The organism is Burkholderia sp. HI4860 (assembly GCF_002223045.2).
Taxonomy (GTDB): domain Bacteria; phylum Pseudomonadota; class Gammaproteobacteria; order Burkholderiales; family Burkholderiaceae; genus Burkholderia.
The window spans coordinates 1,760,031-1,777,482 of record NZ_NKFO02000001.1 but is presented as its reverse complement, the minus strand read 5'-3'; the positions used below and the strand labels follow the sequence as shown (position 1 = coordinate 1,777,482).

General features: G+C 65.1%; 12 protein-coding genes and 1 tRNA gene. 3 read left to right on the top strand and 10 right to left on the bottom strand.

Annotation, left to right across the window (positions count from 1 at the left end; all coding sequences use genetic code 11):
* The first annotated feature begins 295 nt into the window (after window positions 1-295).
* Entirely contained in the window at window positions 296-1,999 is a 1,704-nt protein-coding gene (locus CFB34_RS07940) for a DUF3300 domain-containing protein (RefSeq protein ID WP_089442977.1), read from the top strand.
* A gap of 136 nt (window positions 2,000-2,135) precedes the next feature.
* On the opposite strand, the gene CFB34_RS07935 is transcribed toward CFB34_RS07940, so the two are convergent.
* Window positions 2,136-2,786, bottom strand: a complete 651-nt coding sequence (locus CFB34_RS07935) for a pyridoxamine 5'-phosphate oxidase family protein (RefSeq protein WP_089442978.1) — start codon at window positions 2,784-2,786, stop codon at window positions 2,136-2,138.
* Between the two features lie 314 nt (window positions 2,787-3,100).
* On the opposite strand from CFB34_RS07935, the gene CFB34_RS07930 reads away from it, so the two are divergent.
* The gene (locus tag CFB34_RS07930; RefSeq protein WP_089442979.1) at window positions 3,101-4,567 is read left to right on the top strand and encodes a PLP-dependent aminotransferase family protein; all 1,467 of its coding nucleotides are present in this window, start codon (window positions 3,101-3,103) and stop codon (window positions 4,565-4,567) included.
* A 22-nt stretch (window positions 4,568-4,589) separates the two neighbouring features.
* Here the strand turns inward: CFB34_RS07930 and CFB34_RS07925 are convergent, their stop codons facing one another.
* The 7 genes from CFB34_RS07925 to CFB34_RS07895 form a co-directional block, all read right to left on the bottom strand.
* Entirely contained in the window at window positions 4,590-6,140 is a 1,551-nt protein-coding gene (locus CFB34_RS07925; RefSeq protein WP_089442980.1) for a phospholipase D family protein, read from the bottom strand.
* Between the two features lie 260 nt (window positions 6,141-6,400).
* A tRNA-Ile gene (locus CFB34_RS07920) sits at window positions 6,401-6,476 on the bottom strand.
* A gap of 128 nt (window positions 6,477-6,604) precedes the next feature.
* A complete protein-coding gene (gene rpoD, locus CFB34_RS07915; protein ID WP_089442981.1) occupies window positions 6,605-9,025 on the bottom strand; it encodes an RNA polymerase sigma factor RpoD in 2,421 nt (806 codons plus the stop codon).
* Window positions 9,026-9,113: 88 nt separating this feature from the next.
* Window positions 9,114-10,988 carry a DNA primase gene (dnaG, locus tag CFB34_RS07910; RefSeq protein ID WP_089442982.1) on the bottom strand — a complete coding sequence of 625 codons (1,875 nt, stop codon included), beginning with the start codon at window positions 10,986-10,988 and terminating at the stop codon, window positions 9,114-9,116.
* 70 nt (window positions 10,989-11,058) lie between these two features.
* A complete protein-coding gene (locus CFB34_RS07905) occupies window positions 11,059-11,505 on the bottom strand; it encodes a GatB/YqeY domain-containing protein (protein WP_089442983.1) in 447 nt (148 codons plus the stop codon).
* A 208-nt stretch (window positions 11,506-11,713) separates the two neighbouring features.
* Window positions 11,714-11,926, bottom strand: a complete 213-nt coding sequence (rpsU, locus tag CFB34_RS07900; protein WP_006479415.1) for a 30S ribosomal protein S21 — start codon at window positions 11,924-11,926, stop codon at window positions 11,714-11,716.
* A gap of 107 nt (window positions 11,927-12,033) precedes the next feature.
* A complete protein-coding gene (locus CFB34_RS07895; protein WP_089442984.1) occupies window positions 12,034-13,254 on the bottom strand; it encodes an NAD(P)/FAD-dependent oxidoreductase in 1,221 nt (406 codons plus the stop codon).
* A 131-nt stretch (window positions 13,255-13,385) separates the two neighbouring features.
* On the opposite strand from CFB34_RS07895, the gene tsaD reads away from it, so the two are divergent.
* Window positions 13,386-14,426 (top strand): tRNA (adenosine(37)-N6)-threonylcarbamoyltransferase complex transferase subunit TsaD, encoded by a 1,041-nt coding sequence (tsaD, locus tag CFB34_RS07890; protein ID WP_089442985.1) that lies wholly within the window; start codon window positions 13,386-13,388, stop codon window positions 14,424-14,426.
* A gap of 98 nt (window positions 14,427-14,524) precedes the next feature.
* Here tsaD and folE2 read toward each other — a convergent pair whose 3' ends face one another.
* Together folE2 and dxs are read right to left on the bottom strand one after the other, a co-directional pair.
* Entirely contained in the window at window positions 14,525-15,334 is an 810-nt protein-coding gene (gene folE2, locus CFB34_RS07885; RefSeq protein WP_011355803.1) for a GTP cyclohydrolase FolE2, read from the bottom strand.
* Window positions 15,335-15,488: 154 nt separating this feature from the next.
* On the bottom strand, window positions 15,489-17,393 hold the full coding sequence (dxs, locus tag CFB34_RS07880) for a 1-deoxy-D-xylulose-5-phosphate synthase (protein ID WP_089442986.1): 1,905 nt from the start codon (window positions 17,391-17,393) through the stop codon (window positions 15,489-15,491).
* Window positions 17,394-17,452: the final 59 nt, after the last annotated feature.

Genomic DNA, 17,452 nt, shown 5'->3' with positions numbered 1-17,452 from the left:
TCACCAACCTTGCAATCGTTGCGCAAGCAACTTTCATGTCCATTACCCGGGCAGCACCAGCCCGCTTACGGACTGCAAGGTACACACTGTTACACAACACGCAGACAACTTCCGCGCGTGTCGTGCGTTTAACTGAATATATCGATTCGTCGCGGGACGACTACGCTGCGAGCACGACCCTGCCGCCGACCCCGGCCGATGCCCCCGGGCATGCGCTGACTGTCGCGGCACCGTGCTCAAACCGATCGGGTGGCCCGCGTGCCTGCCAACGCCGACACAACACCGAACGAACCACATGAACCACACACGTGCATACCGCCCCGTCAGAACGCTGCTCGCGTCGTCCCTCATCGTGTCGCTGCTCGGCCTCTCGGCCTGCAACAAGAACGCCGACAGCAGCGCCGCCGCTGCGGCCAGCGACGCGAGCGCGGCCGCCGCAGCCCAGCCCGCTTCGACGCCCGTCGCCTACACGCCGCCGACTGCCGACCAGCTCTACCAGATGGTCGCGCCGATCGCACTGTTCCCCGACAAGCTCGTCGCGCTGGTGCTGGCGGGTGCAACGTACCCGGATCAGGTCACGGCCGCCAATAACTGGGTCATGCAGAACCCGTCGTTGAAGGGACAGCCACTCGCCACCGCCGCCGATACGCAGCCGTGGGATCCGTCCGTCAAGGCATTGACCGCGTTCCCCGCGGTGCTGTCGCAGATGGCGTCGAACCCGGCCTGGACCACGTCGCTCGGCCAGGCGTACTACAACGACCCCACCGACGTGATGAACGCGATCCAGGTGATGCGCCAGCGCGCGCAGACCTCCGGCCATCTCCGCTCGGGCGGCCAGATGCGGGTCACGCAAGTCGCGCAGGCCGCACCGACCGGCTATACGCCGGCCAACGATGCGCCCGTGGTCTACGCCGGGCCGGCGATCGTGCCGCCCCCCGCGCAGGCCATCGAGATCGAATCGGCACAGCCCGACGTCGTCTATGTTCCGTCGTACAACCCGACGGTCGTCTACGGCGAGCCGGTTTCGGCCTACCCCGGCTACGTGTACCGGCCGCCTTCATACAGCACGGGGGAAGTCGTTACCGCCGGCGTGATCACGTTCGGCGTCGGCATCGCCGTCGGCGCCGCGATCTTCGGGCACCACGACTGGGGCTGGCATGCATGGGGCATGAACTGGGGCGCGCCGCGTCCGGAAGGCCCCCGCTGGAACGGCGGCTGGGAGCGCCCGGCCGTGGTGTACAACCACACCACGTACGTGTCGAAGTCGACCACCGTGATCAACAACATCACCAACATCCGCAACACGCGAATCACGAACAACTACGGCGGCAACGTCACCAACAATACGACGAACACGACGATCGAACGCAACACGATGCAGCCGGGTGCGGAGCCCATGCGCGGGCAGGCCATGGAGCAACGCCCGGGCGCCGTGCCGATGACGATGCCGCACTTCGGCGCGAACGATGCACGCCCCGGCGCGCGACCGTCGCCTGGCGCGTTCGCACAGAACCGTGCGAACGAACCGCATGCCGAGTCACCCGCGCAACATGCGCCCGGCGCGATGCGCGAGGAGCGGCAGCAGGCCATGCAGCAGGCGCACGCTGCGCAGGAAAATCGTGCGGCCGCCCAGCAGCAGCAATTGCAGCAGCAACAGCGCAACGAAGCTCAGCAGCAGCGCGAGGCGATGCAACAGCACAACGCCGCGCAGCAGCAGCAACGCGAGGAAATGCAGCAACGCAACGCAGCGGAGCAACAGCAGCGCGAGGCGTTGCAGCAACACAATGCGGAGCAGCAACGGCAGCGCGAAGCCATGCAGCAACGCAACGAGACTCAGCAGCAAGTGCACAAAGAGGCGCCGCCGCACAACGAAGCGCAACTGCAGGAACACGCGGCAGCACAGCCGCGGCAACCGGCCCCCGAGCACGCACCCGCACCGCATCCGCACGCTGCGGCGTCGCATCCGCCACACGAGACGCATGAGCATCGCGCCGAGTGAAATACACGCCAGCCGGCAGCGCGGGTTTCGCACTGCCGGCGCGCGAAACCGCGTGTCGTTGGCGTGCGAACCCCGCTCGGCACAATATTCCGCGCGCCACCGTTTTCAGCGAAACCACACGGCGGTGCCGTGCAACTTACTCCTCCCAGTTCCGGACATAATCCGGCACCGGCACGCTGCCCTCGGCATGGACCGGCGCACCGCGCGTCATCTTCAGCGGCAGGATCCCCGTCCAGACAGCAAGCGCGAGATCTTCGTCCTTGTCGGACGGCAGTGAATCGCTCACTTTTACCGCTGCTTCCGCAAGCGCAATCCGCAGCACGCTGGTCGCATTGAGTTCCTTGTCGTTGCCGGGCCGCGCGTCATGCTTGCGACCGGGCGCGATCTTGTCCATCAATGCATCCAGCGCCGCCAGCTTGTCCGCACTACCGTCCACCATCTCGAACCGCCCGTAGATCACTGCGGACCGGTAATTCATCGAATGGTTGAAGGCCGACCTGGCCAGCACGAGGCCGTCCAGCAACGTCATCGCGACGGAGGCCTGTACCCCCGCCGCCAACGCCTTGATCATCCGGCTGCCGTTCGACCCGTGAATATAGAGGTGATCGCCCCGTCTCCAGTGCACGGTCGGGATGCAATGCGTGTCCTCGCCGGAACCGAATGCGATGTGGCACACGTAGGCCTCGTCCACGATGCGATGAAGCATCTCGCGATCGTGGCTTGCCAACTCCGGCAGGCGGCGAATGGTGGTGCGGGATGTGGGGGAGATGACGGTCTGGTCTTTCATGTTTCGCTTTCCTATTTGCACGCCCTTGCGCGCATCGAGCGGCCCGCGTTTCCGCAACGTGCAGGCATTCACTCCAAATAATATTTGCACTACGAAGCTAATGGCATCGAACGCTACAGCTTGTACGCGCGAATGACCGGTCGATCGGCCCATCGACAGTCGCTTTCCAAATCGATCAGAATACGCGCACGCGCCTATCCGTGACGATCGCTGGACATGCTCGCGCACCGGCCGGCACCACGGGAACGTGAACGATACGACGCGCATCGGATCTTCAAAAGAACCAGCTCACCAAAAAATTCTGGAACCAGCCCATGGATCTCGCGCTGCTCGTCTCATCGCTTTCCAGACAGGACGGCACGACACGACACAGCCAGCAGGAAGCCCTGTACCGGAGCCTGCGCAACCTGCTGCTGGACGGGCACATCCCGCCCGGCACGCGACTCGTATCGACGCGCGTGCTCGCGGCCGAGCTGGGCATCGCGCGCAACTCGGCGGTCTATGCGTACGAGCGCCTTGCCGAGGAAGGCTTCGTGGCGGCCACGCGCAACGGCACGATCACGTTATGGGACGGATGCTACCGGCCTGGCGCAGGGCCCGAACGCGGCCCGGCCCCGGTTCGATTGGCCGAGCGCGTGCACGGGCTGGAGAACGCCGATCCCGAACCCGAACGCATGCTGCCGTTCGTTCCCGGCCTCCCTTCGCTCGATGAATTCCCCGTCACCCAGTGGCGCCGTTGCATCGAGCGCGCGTGGAAAGTCATCAAGCCCGCGCAGCTCGCCTACGGCCCGGTCGAAGGGCTGCCCGAGTTGCGGCGTGCCGTGGCCGCCTACATCCGGGTCTCGCGCGGCGTGCGCTGCGAAACAGGCCAGGTATTCATCACCGACGGCACGCAAAGCAGCCTCGAACTGTGCGCGCGCATGCTCGCGAATCCCGGTGAATATGGCTGGCTCGAGAACCCCTGCTACAACGGCGCCCGAACCGCATTCCGGTCGACCGGCCTGGAGCTCGTGCCGATCGAGGTCGACCACGAAGGCATGGCACCAACCGACGAACAGTGGCGCACCCGCCCGCCCCGGCTGATCTATACGACACCGTCGCACCAATACCCGCTCGGCGCGCTGATGAGCCCCCGTCGTCGCGCGGCGCTCGTCGAGCACGCACGTGCGTGCGGCGCGTGGATCATCGAGGACGATTACGACAGCGAGTTCCGCCACGGCGGCCAGCCGCTGCCCGCGATCCAGGGCCTCGATGCCGACGCACCGGTCTGCTATCTCGGCACCTTCAGCAAGACGATGTTTCCCGCCCTCCGGCTCGGCTTCATGGTGGTACCACCGACGCTGGTCGACCGCTTCACCCGCACGCTGCGCGAACTCGTCCATCGCGGCCACTCGGCCGATCAACTGGCGATGGCCGAATTCATCGATACCGGCCTTTTTGCACGACACCTGCGCAGGATGAGGACGCTGTACGCCGAGCGGCGGAGCAGCCTCGAAGCCGCACTCGCCCGTCACCTCGGCGCCGTGCTGAGCGTTCGCGAAAGCCCGGGCGGCATGCATCTGTCGGCCGATCTCGCGATGCCGCTGCACGATACCGACGTCGCCCGCGCCGCAGCCGCGCATGGCCTGCTGCTTCAGCCGCTGAGCAGCTACCGGGTCGGCGACGGACGGCCGTACAACGGCTTCGTGCTCGGATACTCGGGGCTGAGCGACACGACGATCGAGACCGCGACGAGGCAGCTCGCGGCCGTCATCGAGCAGCACGGCCGCACGCGTTGCTGAGTGTCGCGCGCGGCATCGTTGCTCACAGTTGCGACTCGAGCGGAAACAGCCCGAGGAACCAGACTTCCATCCGCCGCGCGGTGGACACTTCCGGTTCGTGATCGCGCTCGGTGACCTTCCCGTCCGAATCGGTCTGAATCCACTTGAGCTGCCCTTTGCCCGCCGGATCGGTCCTCAGCTCGACCCGCCACGCGATCCGATCGAGCCGTGCCTCCAGATCGTTGGCCACCTGCGACGCAATCGCCGGACTCTCGCAGTAAACGCCGATTTCCGTATTGAGATTCAGCGAACGCGGATCGAGATTCATCGACCCGATGAAAATGCTCTTGTGATCGAACACGTAGGTCTTTGCATGCAACGACGCACGCGACGACCCGATGATGACCTGCTTCGAGATACTCTTGTCACCCGATGGCCGCCGCTCGTAAAGCCGCACGCCGGCGGCCACGAGATCGCTTCGGTAGTGCCGGTAGCCCGCATGGACGGCCGCCACGTCGGTCGACGCGAGCGAGTTGGTCAGTACCGTCACACGCACACCGCGCGCCGTGAGCGCGCGCAGCCGCTCGACGACCTCCTTGCCCGGCACGAAATACGGCGACACGATCAGCAGGTCATGTTCAGGCTGCAACGCGAGCGCCCGCAACTGCGGCATCAGGTGCCCGTCGCTGTCCTTCGGCGCGTGTGCGATCTTCGACGGATCGTCGTACAGCACCGTCGCGTGCCCCCACGACAGTTCGGTGCCCTGCCCATGAACGATCTGGTCGAGCCGCTGCCTGGCCTCGAGCACGTACGGATTGTCTTCCATGGCCCTCAGGTAGTCGCGCAACCGTTCGCGCTCGCGGTCCAGCCCGCCAGGCGCCGCATCATGCCCGACCAGCGCGCTGATCGGATACGCATACGGGGAATTCCAGAACGTATCGAATTCGGTCGAGATGTCCTTCACGACCGGGCCGCGAACGACGACGTCGAGATCGCCAAACTCCAGCATCGACGATGCGCCGAAATACTCGTCGCCGATATTGCGGCCACCGACGATCGCTGCCTGGTTGTCCGCGATCATCGCCTTGTTGTGCATGCGCCGGTTGATGCGCGAGAACTCGAACACGGTGCCGATCTTCTTGAACCGGCGCGTGGCAACCGGGTTGAAGAGCCGGATCTCGATGTTCGGATGTGAACTGATCTCGAGCAGCTTGCGGTCGTCCGCGTTCGTGCCGAGGTCGTCGAGCAGCACACGCACGCGCACGCCGCGATCGGCCGCGCGGATGATCGCGGCGGCCAGCTCGTGCCCGGTCAGGTCGTCATGCCAGATGTAGTACTGAAGGTCGAGCGAGCGGTCCGCGCGATCGGCGAGCAACACGCGCGCATCCAGCGCGTCGACCGGATCGGTCAGCAGATGAAACGCGTCCTGCCCGGGGTGCGCACTGGCCTGCTTCTGGAACGCGACGCCCAGCCGCGTGTCGTCCGTATCGGTGTACGCGTGCGTCGGCACGCGTTCGGCCTGCGGGGGCAGGCTCGCGCATGCAACGAGCGCCAGCAACGAAAGAAGCGCACCCCACGAACGCAGCATGGTCATGATTGCCGTCCCACTCCCGGCCGAAGTCTGTTTGTTCTTGCCGCCGGATGGATCGCGGGGCTGTTTGGCTTGCCTTCGGCCGCAATCGGTATCGCGTGTGAAACGGCCGCGCTACAGCATACTTCGATTGACGGCGACGCGGCACCCTCTCGGTACTTTCCTGATTACGACACTCGTCTCGCATCCGCACAAAGAAAAACCCGCGACGCATGAAGCCATCGCGGGTTTTCGGCATGCTGCGCGAACGCGCACATGAAATCTGGTGGGCCCGGCGGGGTTCGAACCCGCGACCAATCGATTATGAGTCGACTGCTCTAACCGCTGAGCTACAAGCCCTGATGAGAAGCAAAGCGTGTCACACGCTACCCCGACGAAGAAGCCGGGCCGGCATTGTAACAACAAAGGGGAGAAACGCCACCGGCATCACGTGGATACCGGCGGCGTTCGCAGGAGAAACGCGGAAATCAGTTCCCTTCGAGGAACGACTTCAGCTTGTCGGAACGGCTCGGGTGACGCAGCTTGCGCAGCGCCTTGGCCTCGATCTGACGGATCCGCTCACGCGTAACGTCGAACTGCTTGCCGACTTCCTCGAGCGTGTGATCGGTGCTCATCTCGATACCGAAGCGCATCCGCAGCACCTTCGCCTCGCGCGGCGTCAGCGAATCGAGCACGTCCTTCACGACGTCGCGCATGCTCGCATGCAGCGCGGCATCCGCCGGCGCGACCGTGTTGGTGTCCTCGATGAAGTCGCCGAGATGGGAATCGTCGTCGTCACCGATCGGCGTTTCCATCGAGATCGGCTCCTTCGCGATCTTCATGATCTTGCGGATCTTGTCTTCCGGCATCTCCATCTTCTCGGCGAGCGTTGCCGGATCCGGCTCGAGACCGGTTTCCTGCAGGATCTGCCGCGAGATGCGGTTCATCTTGTTGATCGTCTCGATCATGTGAACCGGAATACGGATCGTGCGCGCCTGGTCCGCGATCGAGCGCGTGATGGCCTGACGGATCCACCACGTCGCATAGGTCGAGAACTTGTAGCCACGACGGTATTCGAACTTGTCCACTGCCTTCATCAGGCCGATGTTGCCTTCCTGGATCAGGTCGAGGAACTGCAGGCCGCGGTTCGTGTACTTCTTCGCGATCGAGATCACGAGACGCAGGTTCGCCTCGGTCATTTCGCGCTTCGCCTGGCGCGCCTTCAGTTCGCCGGCCGCCATCTGGCGGTTGGTTTCCTTCAGGTCCTTCAGCGGCAGCACGACGCGCGCCTGCAGGTCGAGCAGGCGCTGCTGCTGTTCGCGGATCGCCGGGATGTTACGCGACAGCACCGCGCTGTACGAATGGCCTTCGGCCATGATCTTCTCGGCCCAGTCGAGATCGGTCTCGCTGCCCGGGAAGCGCGCGATGAATTCCGAGCGCGGCATGCCGCACTTGTCGACGACGATGTGCAGGATCTGGCGTTCGACCTGACGCACTTCGTCCACCTGCGCACGCAGCGTGTCGCACAGGCGTTCGACGGTACGCGCGGTGAAGCGGATCGTCATCAGTTCGCTCTGGATCGTTTCCTGCGCCTTCAGGTAGGCCTTCGACTTGTAGCCTTCCTTTTCGAACGCGCGGCGCATCTTGTCGAACCACTCGCTGATCTGCGAGAACTTCTCGAGCGACGCACGCTTGAGGGCTTCGAGCTGGGCGGCGTTGGCCGATGCCTGCGCGGCACCGTCATCTTCCTCCTCTTCCTCTTCTTCCTCTTCCTCTTCGGCTTCCTCGTCCTCGTTCTCGATGGCTTCCGCTTCCTTCGCGGAGAAGCCGTCGGTATCGGCGGAGTCCGAAGCATTCGGATCGAGCAGGCCGTCGACGAGCTCGTCGACGCGGATCTCTTCGTTCGCAACGCGTTCGGCCATCGCGAGGATGTCGGCGATCGTCGTCGGGCACGCGGAGATGGCCATCACCATGTGACGCAGGCCGTCCTCGATCCGCTTCGCGATCTCGATTTCGCCTTCGCGCGTGAGCAGCTCGACCGTGCCCATTTCACGCATGTACATCCGGACCGGATCGGTCGTGCGGCCGAATTCGGAATCGACGGTGGACAGCGCGACTTCCGCTTCCTCTTCGACTTCATCGTCCGACGACGCGGCAGGCGCGTTGTCGTTCAGGAGCAGCGTTTCCGCGTCCGGCGCCTGCTCGTAGACCGCCACGCCCATGTCGTTGAACGTGCCGATGATGCCCTCGAGGGCTTCGGTCTCGGTGAAGTTGTCCGGCAGGTGGTCGTTGATTTCGGCGTACGTCAGGAAGCCGCGCTCCTTGCCGAGCTTGATCAGCGCGCGCAGTTTCACGCGGCGCTCTTCGAGCTCCTCGGCCGTACCCGGCGTGCTCGTCGCGAACGCTTCCTTCAGCAGCGCCTTTTCCTTGGCGCGACGATCGCGCACCTTGGATTTGCCCGGTGCAGCCGCCGCTGCTGCGGGCTGCTCGTCGCTCTGATTTGCGTCGTCTTCGACGGATACTTCGTTCAGCTTTTTGGTCATGGAGTTCGCCGTACCGGCTATATCGACTCGCGGCTGCTGGACGACAGCCGGTTGAACCGTGGGTGCATGAGTAGTACGTACTGCCGTTTCGTCCGCGGCGGCAGTCGTGTCCCTTGCGCTTTTCGCACTTGCCCGCTTCGCCGCCGGCTTGGCCGGCCCGGAGTCGGGTCTGGCGGCAGCCCGTGTTCTGGCTGCCGGCGCCGGCGCAGCCTGAGCAGTGCCGGCCGCGGTTTTCTTTCCTGCCGGGGCTGACGTGGCTGAAGACGTTGTCCTGGTGGAAGAAGCAGACTTGGCCGCTGTGACCTTTTTGGTCGGCTCCGTCGAGCCCTTGCCTGTTGCTTTCTTTCCGCCTGTCGTCTTTGCCATCGCGATTCTCGCCTCTGCTTAGAAAACAAACCGCTGGAAACCTTATATTATAGCACGCTGGGGAGCCCTCTCTAAGCTCTCCAGCCGCCTACAGCCCGAGCCGACGCTTCATGTCGGTCCGCTGCTGGTTCAATTCCGTCAATTCGGCCAATTCCTCGGGTGTGAAGGCAGATTGCCGCGCCAGCCTGTCAAGCCGGTCGCAGCAGGCGTCGTAACGCATCTTGAGCACCGCTGCCTGCAGTTCCTCCCCCGCGATCCGTTCCTGTTCACGCTGCCGCTCGGGCACCGTCTCGTCTTCCGGATTCTGTAACAGCAAGTCACGGACGTTTTCATCATAGTCCAGAATTTCGCGGAAGATTTCCTCGTAAGTCGCTCCATTCGAGGACGTCCGCAGGACATCCGACAGCAGCCGGAACTCCGCGCCTTCGCCCAGCGCGCGCGCATGATCGACGACTTCCGCGAACAGCTCGCCGATGCGCGGCAATGCGCGCAGGGTCGCCAACTGCTCATCGTCGAGCTGCGACGCGATGCGCGGATGCATCACCAGCGTGCGCAATGCCCGCTTTTCACTGTCCGTCACGCGGCGCCGCTCGCTGCGCGGGGGCGCCTGGCGCGGCGGTGCCGCGATCCGCGTGTCGACGTCGGACAGCGCCGCGACCTCTTCGAACGGGATGTCGAGGCGGTCGGCGAACATGTGCATGATCTGCGCGCGCAACGCGTTCGCAGGCAGCGCCTGCAACAACGGCTTCGCATCGAACAGCGCCTTCGCACGCCCTTCCGGCTGATCGAGCGCCTTACCGGCAATTGCTTCGTTCAGCAAAAATTGCGACAACGGCATCGCGCGCTCGATCTGCTCGGAGAACGCCGCCTCGCCGAACTCGCGCACATAGCTGTCCGGATCGTGCTCGGCCGGCAGAAAAAGGAACCGGATCGTGCGGTTGTCCCCCGCATGCGGCAGGCAGGCCTCGAGCGCGCGCCGGGCCGCGCGCCGCCCGGCCGAATCGCCGTCGAAGCTGAAAATGACCGTATCGGTCTGGCGCAGCAGCTTCTGCACGTGAATCGGCGTGCACGCGGTGCCGAGCGTCGCGACCGCGTTCGGGAACCCGAGCTGGGCGAGCGCGACGACATCCATGTAGCCTTCGACGACCAGCACGTACTTGCGCTCGCGAATCGCGAGCCGCGCCTCGAACAGGCCGTACAGCTCGCTGCCCTTGTTGAACAGCGGGGTTTCAGGCGAATTCAGGTACTTCGGCTCGCCGCTGCCGAGCACGCGCCCGCCGAAGCCGATCACCTGGCCCTTCACGTTACGGATCGGGAACATGATCCGCTCGCGGAACCGGTCGTAGCGGCGCGCGACGCCCTGCGCATCGGTCTTCTCGCTGACGATCACGAGCCCCGACTCGACGAGCGACTCGTCGCGATAATCAGGGAACGCGGCCTCGAGGTTCTGCCAGCCGTCCGGCGCATAACCGAGCCCGAAGCGCGCGGCAATCTCGCCGGTCAGGCCCCGGTTCTTCAGGTACTGGATCGCGACAGTCGCGCCGCGCAACTGCTTGCGGTAGTAGTCGCATGCAGCGGTCATCGCATCGGACAACGCGGTTGCGACCGATTTCGACACGGGCGCCGGATAGTCACCGCCACCGCCGCCCCCACCGCCGCCACGCATCGACGGCTCGTGCGGCACGGTCAGCCCGACGGACTGCGCGAGATCCTGCACGGCCTCCGGGAATGTGAGCCCCGCGTGTTCCATCAGGAAGCCGATCGCCGTGCCGTGAGCCCCGCAACCGAAGCAGTGATAGAACTGCTTGGTCGGGCTGACGGTAAACGACGGACTCTTCTCGTTATGGAACGGGCACAGCCCCATGAAATTGGCGCCGCCCTTCTTGAGCTGCACGTACTTGCCCACCACGTCGACGATATCGACGCGGTTCAGCAAGTCCTGCAGGAACGAATGCGGAATCACCGTGGGATCGAGCAAAAAAAGACAATACGACACCCCGGCGCACGCATCGCGCGCGCCGGGGAAACCGGTGTTACTTCGTGACCGCGGCCTTGACCAGCGCGGAAATGGCCGTCATGTCGGCGCGGCCGGCGAGCTTGCCCTTCAGCACGCCCATCACCTTGCCCATGTCCTGCGGGCCGGCGGCGCCCGTCTGCGCGACCGCTGCCTGGACTTCGGCGGCCACCTCGGCCTCCGACAGCTGCTCGGGCATGTAGCCGCTCAGCACGACCAGTTCGGCCTGCTCCTTCGCGACGAGATCATCACGGCTGGCGGCCTGGAACTGGCTGATCGAATCCTTGCGCTGCTTGATCATCTTGTCGATCACGGCCGTGATGCCCGCATCGTCGAGGGTGATCTGATCGTCGACTTCGCGCTGCTTGATCGCGGCCATCAGCAGGCGAATCGTTGCCAGACGCTCGCTTTCCTTCGCGCGCATCGCGGCCTTCATGTCTTCGCTGATCTGCTCTTTCAAACTCATCTTTCACCCGGGAAGGAAACGTGAATCCGACGCCCGGCAAGGGCGTCAACACAAAAACCCGCTTGGGACAATGTCTCAAGCGGGTTGCTCGAATCCGGCATCGGCGGCTCGCCTGATCGGTCGCACGATCATGCTCGATCTTTCGCGATCACCTGATCGCACGGAGTCGCCGGTGCGCCGCTCAGCGAACCGCGCGGCGCCCAATCGTTCAGTACAGCTTCTTCGGCAGTGTCTGGCTGCGGATGCGCTTGTAATGACGCTTCACTGCAGCAGCCTTCTTGCGCTTGCGCTCCGCGGTCGGCTTCTCGTAAAACTCGCGCGCCCGAAGCTCGGTCAGCAGACCGTTCTTCTCGATCGTGCGCTTGAAGCGACGCATTGCAACTTCGAACGGCTCGTTCTCTTTAACGCGAATGATCGTCATGATCCGACACGAATAAAGGTTTGCAAGGAAAGACTACCGAGTATAGCAGAGCGATTGCCTAAAGGCACGGGGACGGGTTCCGTCAAAATGGCGTCGCCCCGGCGCCGTCAGGCACCGCGCGAATACTCGGCCGCCGCCTGTCCGGCCGCCGTGCCCGACGCCCACGCCCACTGAAAGTTGTAGCCGCCGAGCCAACCCGTCACGTCCACCGCCTCGCCGACGAAGAACAGCCCCGGTACGCGCGCGCTCATCATCGTCGCCGACGATAGATCACGCGTATCGACCCCACCCTTCGTCACTTCGGCCTTCTTGTAGCCCTCGGTGCCGTTCGGCGTCAGCGTCCAGCCGGACAGCGCGTCGCCGATCTGGCGCAGCGTCTTGTCGGGCAGGTCCGCGAGCCGCGCGTCGGCCGCGACGCGATGCGTGTCGAGCCACGCATGCGCGAGGCGCGACGGCACCCAGTCCGCGAGCAGCGAACCGATCTGGCGTTTCGACGTGCGCTTCGCGTCGAGCAGGTCGGCCACCGTATCGCGCTGCGGCAACAGATCGACGCGAATCGGGTCGCCAGGCTGCCAGTAACTCGAGATCTGCAGGATCCCGGGCCCGGACAGGCCGCGATGAGTCAGCAGCAGATCCTCGACGAATTCGCCGCCGCGCTTCTTGTCGCCGGTCGAGACGCGCACCTCGAGCGATACGCCGGACAACGCCGCGAACGGCTCCCAGTCCTGCTGCGCGAACGTCAACGGCACGAGCGCGGGCCGCGTATCGATGAGCTTGTGACCGAACTGCTTGGCGATCCGGTAGCCGAAGTCGGTCGCGCCGATCTTCGGGATCGACAGGCCGCCGGTCGCGATGATCAGTGCGCGCGCACCGATCGTCCCCGCCTGCTGCGTGTCGAGCGTGAAGCCGTCGGACGGCGCGTGGCGCACCGCGTCGACGACCACGGGCCGGCGCCACGCGATACCGCCCGCGTCGCACTCGTGCTTCAACACGTCGATGATCGCGTCGCTGCCGTGGTCGCAAAAGAGCTGGCCCTTGTGCTTTTCGTGCCAGGTCACGTGATGGCGCTTGAGCAGCCCGAGGAAGTCGCGCGGCGTATAACGCGCCAGCGCCGAGCGCGCGAAATGCGGATTCGACGACAGATAGTTGTCGGGGCCGGCGTACAGATTCGTGAAGTTGCAGCGGCCGCCACCCGAGATGCGGATCTTCTCCGCGAGCCGCGGCGCGTGATCGATCAGCACGACGCGGCGGCCGAGTTGCCCGGCAACCGCGGCGCTCATCATTCCGGCGGCGCCCGCGCCGATCACGGCGATGTCATAAGTTTCCATGGCGCGGATTGTACCTGCCCGGCATCCGGCCCGGGCCGCTGCCAGCGGCGACAGGCCCTCGCCTGCTATACTTTTGGGTTACGTCGACCTTCCCCGCGGCGCGCCCGATACGGCGTGCCCTGCCCGTACCCATGCTCGTTCTCGGCATCGAAAGCTCCTGCGACGAAACCGGCCTCGCGCTTTACGACACGCAGCGCGGCCTGCTCGCGCACGCGCTCCACTCGCAGATCGCCATGCACCGCGAATACGGCGGCGTCGTGCCCGAGCTCGCATCGCGCGACCACATCCGCCGCGCGCTGCCGCTGCTCGAGGAAGTGATGGCGCAAAGCGGCACGCGCCGCGACGACATCGACGCGATCGCGTTCACGCAGGGCCCCGGCCTCGCCGGCGCGCTGCTGGTCGGCGCGAGCATCGCGAATGCGCTCGCGCTCGCCTGGAACAAGCCGACCGTCGGCATCCATCACCTCGAAGGCCACTTGCTGTCGCCGCTGCTCGTCGACCAGCCGCCGCCGTTCCCGTTCGTCGCGCTGCTGGTGTCCGGCGGCCACACGCAACTGATGCGCGTGACCGACGTCGGCGTGTACGAGACGCTCGGCGAAACGCTCGACGACGCGGCCGGCGAAGCATTCGACAAGACGGCCAAGCTGATCGGCCTCGGCTACCCGGGCGGCCCGGAAGTGTCGAAGCTCGCCGAGACCGGCACGCCGGGCGCGGTCGTGCTGCCGCGCCCGATGCTGCATTCGGGCGACCTCGACTTCAGCTTCAGCGGCCTGAAGACCGCCGTGCTCACGCAGATGAAGAAGTTCGAAGCGGCCAAGCTCGAAGGTGAAGCACTCGAACGCGCGAAGGCCGACCTTGCGCGCGGCTTCGTCGACGCGGCCGTCGACGTGCTCGTCGCCAAGTCGCTCGCCGCACTGAAGAAGACAAAGCTCAAGCGGCTCGTGGTCGCGGGCGGGGTCGGCGCGAACCGCCAGCTACGCGCGGCACTGTCGGCCGCCGCGGCCAAGCGCGGCTTCGATGTGCATTACCCCGATCTCGCGCTCTGCACCGACAACGGCGCGATGATCGCGCTCGCAGGCGCGTTGCGGCTCGCCCGCTGGCCCGAGCAGGCAAATGCCGACTACGCATTCACGGTGAAGCCGCGCTGGGATCTCGCGTCGCTCGCGCGCTAAGCTGCGCCACGCACGCGACGCAACGTCGCACCGGCAAACAGAAAGGCCGCTCAAAAATGAGCGGCCTTTCTTCATCGGCGCGACAAAACGCCGCGGCGTTATGCAGCCTGTCGCTTGTCGCGTTCGATCAGCGCATACGCACTGTGATTGTGGATCGACTCGAAGTTCTCGGCTTCGAGCACGTATGCCGCCACACGCTCGTCCGCATCGAGACGCTGCGCGACGTCACGCACGAGATCCTCGACGAACTTCGGGTTCTCGTACGCGCGCTCGGTAACGAACTTCTCGTCCGGACGCTTCAGCAGGCCCCACAGCTCGCACGACGCCTCTTCCTCGGCGATGCGGATCAGCGCCTCGACCGGCAGGTCGGCTGCGAGCTCCGCGTCGATCGTCACGTGCGAGCGCTGGTTGTGCGCGCCGTACTGCGAGATCTTCTTCGAGCACGGGCACAGGCTCGTCACGGGCACAAGCACCTTCAGGAACAGGCGCGTATCCCCGTTGCGGCTTTCGCCCGCGAGCGTCACTTCGTAGTCGAGCAGGCTCTGCACGCCCGACACCGGCGCCGTCTTGTTCACGAAGTACGGAAACGTGACCTCGATGCGACCGGCTTCGGCTTCCAGCTTCTCGAGCATCGACGCGAGCATCGCGCGAAAACGCTCGACCGTCAGCGGCGCGCGATTCTCTTCGAGCAGCGCGACGAAGCGCGACATGTGCGTGCCCTTCTGGTCGGCCGGCAGGCGGACATCGAGGTTCCAGACACCGACGGTCGGCTGCACGTCGCCGCTTTCGGTGCACACCGTCAACGGATGCCGGACCGCCTTCACGCCCACACGCTGAATCGGAATCTGGCGGGTATCCACCGTGCTCTGCACGTCGGGCATCACGAAGGCGGGATTCATCTGGTTCATCTTGTTCAATCCTTGTAAGCCGCGCGTTCGACGACGCGCACGCCGCGTCATGCGGCAGCCGGAAAAGCAACATGGGCCCGCAGGCCCATGTTTTCCGCATCAATGAAGACCGGTTGCGCCAGTCGCACCGACACCGCCCGCGGGCGGCGCCAGCTTATGCGACGCGCTTCGCCTGACCGGCGACGTCGGCCGCCGGATTCAGAAAGCGTTCGCGAATCGATTTCGCGATACCCGCGCCGTCGAGGCCGCATTGCGACAGCAGCTTCGCGGGGTCGCCGTGATCGATGAACAGGTCAGGGAGGCCCAATTGTAGTACGGGTCGGATAACCCCACTCTCCATCAGGGCTTCCACGCAGGCCGAGCCCGCGCCACCCATCACGCAGCCTTCCTCGACCGTGACGACGTAGTCATGCGTCTCGGCGAGTTCGCGCACGAGCGCCGCATCGATCGGCTTCACGAAGCGCATGTTCGCGACGGTTGCGTCGAGCTCCTCGGCCGCGGCGAGCGACGGCGCGACCATCGTGCCGAACGCGAGGATTGCGACGCGCTTGCCTTCCGGCTGCGACGTCTGGCGACGCACTTCACCCTTGCCGAGCGGGATCTCGGTGAATTCCTTCACCGTCGACACGCCCGTGCCGGCGCCGCGCGGATAGCGCACCGCGGTCGGGTTCGGCTGCTGCAGCGCCGTGTGCAGCATCTGGCGGCATTCGTTCTCGTCGGACGCAGCCATGATCGTCATGTTCGGGATGCAGCGCATGAACGCGAGATCGTACGCGCCCGCGTGCGTCGCGCCGTCCGCGCCGACGAGGCCGGCACGGTCGATCGCGAACACGACCGGCAGGTTCTGCAACGCGACGTCGTGGATCAGCTGGTCGTAGGCACGCTGCAGGAACGTCGAGTAGATCGCGACAACCGGCTTGAGGCCTTCGGTTGCCATGCCGCCCGCGAAAGTCACCGCGTGCTGCTCGGCGATGCCGACGTCGTAGTAGCGATCCTTGAAGCGCTTCTCGAACTCGACCATGCCCGAGCCTTCGCGCATCGCGGGCGTGATGCCGACGACGCGCGTATCGCGCTCGGCTTCGTCGCACAGCCATTCGCCGAACACCTGCGTGTACGTCTTCTTCGCGGGCGTGGCCGACGGCTTGATGCCTTCGGCCGGGTTGAACTTGCCGGGGCCGTGGTAGAGCACGGGATCTGCTTCGGCGAGCTTGTAGCCCTGGCCTTTCTTCGTCACCACGTGCAGGAACTGCGGGCCGCGCAGTTCGCGGATGTTCTGCAGCGTCGGGATCAGCGAATCGAGATCGTGACCGTCGATCGGGCCGATGTAGTTGAAGCCGAACTCTTCGAACAGGGTAGCCGGCACGACCATGCCCTTCGCGTGCTCTTCGAGCTTGCGTGCAAGTTCGAGCACCGGCGGCGCAACGCTCAGCACGCGCTCGACGCCCGCGCGCGCAGCCGCATAGAAGCGGCCCGACATCAGGCGTGCGAGATGGCGATTCAGCGCGCCGACCGGCGGCGAAATCGACATGTCGTTGTCGTTCAGGATCACGAGCACTTTCGCGTCTTCCGACACGCCCGCGTTGTTCATCGCCTCGAACGCCATGCCGGCCGTCATCGCGCCGTCGCCGATCACGGCGATCGAGAAGCGGTCGTCGCCGTTCAACTGACTGCCGATCGCCATGCCGAGCGCGGCCGAGATCGACGTGCTCGAGTGCGCGGTGCCGAACGTGTCGTATTCGGATTCGCTGCGGCGCGGGAAGCCCGAGATGCCGTCCTGCTGGCGCAGCGAATGCATCTGGTCGCGGCGGCCCGTCAGGATCTTGTGCGGGTAGGTCTGGTGGCCCACGTCCCAGACGATCCGATCGTTCGGCGTGTTGAACACGTAGTGCAACGCGATCGTCAGCTCGACCGTCCCGAGGTTGGACGACAAATGGCCGCCCGTCTTCGACACGCTGTCGAGCACGAACGCGCGCAGTTCATCCGCGAGCGGTTGCAGTTGGCGACGATCGAGGCGGCGCAAATCCGCCGGGTCGTCGATGGTTTTCAGCAAGTCGTACATCGTCGTTCCATTGTAGGAAATCAAACGCGCCCGCATTCTGATGCACGCACCGTAGCAGG

Bases quoted from the DNA above. Each gene is read 5' to 3' on its own strand.
- dxs (WP_089442986.1), bottom strand. From the start codon at position 17,393: ATGTACGACTTGCTGAAAACCATCGACGACCCGGCGGATTTGCGCCGC.
- CFB34_RS07925 (WP_089442980.1), bottom strand. From the start codon at position 6,140: ATGACCATGCTGCGTTCGTGGGGTGCGCTTCTTTCGTTGCTGGCGCTC.
- rpoD (WP_089442981.1), bottom strand. From the start codon at position 9,025: ATGGCAAAGACGACAGGCGGAAAGAAAGCAACAGGCAAGGGCTCGACG.
- CFB34_RS07930 (WP_089442979.1), top strand. From the start codon at position 3,101: ATGGATCTCGCGCTGCTCGTCTCATCGCTTTCCAGACAGGACGGCACG.
- CFB34_RS07905 (WP_089442983.1), bottom strand. From the start codon at position 11,505: ATGAGTTTGAAAGAGCAGATCAGCGAAGACATGAAGGCCGCGATGCGC.
- CFB34_RS07935 (WP_089442978.1), bottom strand. From the start codon at position 2,786: ATGAAAGACCAGACCGTCATCTCCCCCACATCCCGCACCACCATTCGC.
- tsaD (WP_089442985.1), top strand. From the start codon at position 13,386: ATGCTCGTTCTCGGCATCGAAAGCTCCTGCGACGAAACCGGCCTCGCG.
- rpsU (WP_006479415.1), bottom strand. From the start codon at position 11,926: ATGACGATCATTCGCGTTAAAGAGAACGAGCCGTTCGAAGTTGCAATG.
- folE2 (WP_011355803.1), bottom strand. From the start codon at position 15,334: ATGAACCAGATGAATCCCGCCTTCGTGATGCCCGACGTGCAGAGCACG.
- CFB34_RS07940 (WP_089442977.1), top strand. From the start codon at position 296: ATGAACCACACACGTGCATACCGCCCCGTCAGAACGCTGCTCGCGTCG.
- CFB34_RS07895 (WP_089442984.1), bottom strand. From the start codon at position 13,254: ATGGAAACTTATGACATCGCCGTGATCGGCGCGGGCGCCGCCGGAATG.